Origin of the sequence: Streptomyces griseorubiginosus (genome assembly GCF_017614965.1) — a bacterium.
GTDB lineage: Bacteria > Actinomycetota > Actinomycetes > Streptomycetales > Streptomycetaceae > Streptomyces > Streptomyces griseorubiginosus_B.
This window is the reverse complement of record NZ_WVUG01000568.1, coordinates 1-2,349: the sequence shown is the minus strand read 5'-3', so window position 1 is coordinate 2,349 and position 2,349 is coordinate 1. Positions and strand designations below refer to the sequence as shown.

Genomic DNA, 2,349 nt, shown 5'->3' with positions numbered 1-2,349 from the left:
CCACCACCCCCACACGGCCGCTCCCTCCTCGAGCGCACCGCCGGTTTCGCCCAACGGCACCGGTGGACCGCCCTGCTGCTGTGGGTCGTCGTCCTGTTCGCCGTCTGGGGCGGGGCCTCCGCCGTCGGCGACGCCTACCGAGACGACTTCTCCCTGCCCGGCACCGAGACCCAGCAGGCCCTGCAGACCATGGAGGAACACGGCTCCGCCCAGGCCGGCGACAGCCTCCAGATCGTGCTGCACGACCGGCAGGGCCTCGGCGAGGCCGCCACCCGCGCCCGGGTCACCGCCATGCTCGGCAAGGTGTCGGGCCTGCCCAAGGTCGCGCAGGTGCGCAGCCCTTACGACGACCGGCAGGCCGTCTCCAGGGACGGCACCGTCGGCTACGCCACCGTGGTCCTCAAGGGCAAGTCCGAGGACATGGCCAAGGCGGACACCCAGCGGATCTACGACACCGCCCGCACCGCCCGCACCGACGCGCTGGGCGTCGAACTCGGCGGTGACGCGGCGCGCAAGCTGGGCGAGGCACAGGGCGGCGCCGCCGAGGGCATCGGCATGCTCGCCGCGCTGGTCATCCTCGGCCTGATGTTCGGCACGGTCATCGCCGCCGGACTGCCCGTCATCACCGCGGTGTTCGCGGTCAGCAGCACCCTCGGCGTGATCATCCTGCTGTCGCACGTCTTCACGATCGCCAGCTACACGCCGTACATCATGATGCTCGTCGGCCTCGGCGTCGGCATCGACTACGCCCTGCTGATCTTCGCCCGCTACCGGGCCGAGCTGGTGCGCGGGGCGTCACCCGAGGACGCGGGCAGGCGCGCGCTGGACCTCGCCGGACGCACCGTGTTCTTCGCCGGCTGCACGGTCATCGTGGCCCTGCTCGGCCTCGTCGCCCTCGGGCTGGGCTCGCTGCAGGGCACCGCGGTCGCCGTGGCCCTCACCGTGCTGGTGACCATGCTCGCCTCGCTCACCCTGCTGCCCGCGCTGCTCGCCCTGTTCGGCAAGCGGTTCGCCCGCCAGTTCACCGCGAAGGCGGCGCGGCGCGAGGCGAAGGGCAAGCCGGTCGAGGGCGGGGCGCGCTGGCGCCGCTGGGCGGGTCTGGTGCAGCGCCGGCCCCTGGTCGCCCTGCTGCTGGCGGTGGCCGCGCTCGGCGCCCTCGCCGCGCCCGCGGCTGACCTGCGGCTCGGTTTCGCCGACGCGGGCAACGACCCCGCGAAGACCACCAGCCGCAAGGCCTACGACCTCCTCGCCGACGGCTTCGGCCCCGGCTTCAACGGCCCGCTCGTCGTGGTCACGGAGGGCGGCGCCAAGGCCGGCGCGGCACTCTCGCAGACCCTCAACACCACCCACGGCCTCGCCGCCGCGACGGGACCCATCCCCTCCCGGGACGGCAAGGTATCCACGGTCATCGCCTTCCCCACCACCTCCCCGCAGGACGAGCGCACCACGCGCCTGGTCCACACCCTCCGGGACGACGTCCTGGTGAAGCTGCGGCAGCGGACCGGCGCGCACTACCTCGTGGGCGGCTCCACCACGGCCGTCATCGACTACGCCGACACCGTCTCCGCCCGCATGCCGCTGTTCATCGCCATCGTGGTCGGACTGTCGCTGCTCATCCTGGTCATGGTGTTCCGCTCGGTGCTGGTGCCGCTCAAGGCGGCGCTGCTCAACCTGCTGAGCATCGGGGCCGCGCTGGGCGCGATGACGCTGGTGTTCCAGAAGGGCATGTTCGGCCTGGAGCCGGGCCCGATCGAGGCCTACCTGCCCATCATGATCTTCGCGATCGTCTTCGGGCTGTCCATGGACTACGAGATCTTCCTGGTCTCCCGCATCCGCGAGGAGTGGAACCGCACCCGTGACGCCTCCGTCGCCATCCGCGAGGGCCTCGCCCACACCGGCTCGGTCGTGCTGGCCGCCGGCGCGATCATGGTCGCCGTCTTCGGGGCCTTCATCCTGGGCGGCGACCGGATGCTCCAGCAGTTCGGGTTCGGCATGGCGGTCGCGGTCTTCGTCGACGCCGTGGTCATCCGCTGCCTGATCGTCCCCGCCGCGCTGCAGCTCATGGGCCGCCGCGCCTGGTGGATCCCGGCGGGCCTGGACCGGATCCTGCCGAAGGTCGACATCGAGAAGCACGACTGACGACACCGGTACGGCGACCCCCTGGACGGAGCCCGGGTGCCCCTGACGGCGCCCGGGCTCCCGCATGAGCCGGATCCGAGCGGAACCCGAGCAGCGGGGCGTTTTCTGGAGGGGTGAGGGGAACGGCTCCCGAGCGCGGGCGGCGCCGGATGCCGGACCGATCCCCGGGACGCACGCCGGCGGCATCCCCCGCCGCCGCCCGCCTCCCAC

The 2,349-nt window shown here is 72.8% G+C and carries 1 protein-coding gene; it reads left to right on the top strand.

Annotation, left to right across the window (positions count from 1 at the left end; all coding sequences use genetic code 11):
• The coding region (locus tag GRC12_RS43700) for an MMPL family transporter (protein WP_244374677.1) at positions 1-2,139 on the top strand (2,139 nt) is incomplete at its 5' end.
• Positions 2,140-2,349: the final 210 nt, after the last annotated feature.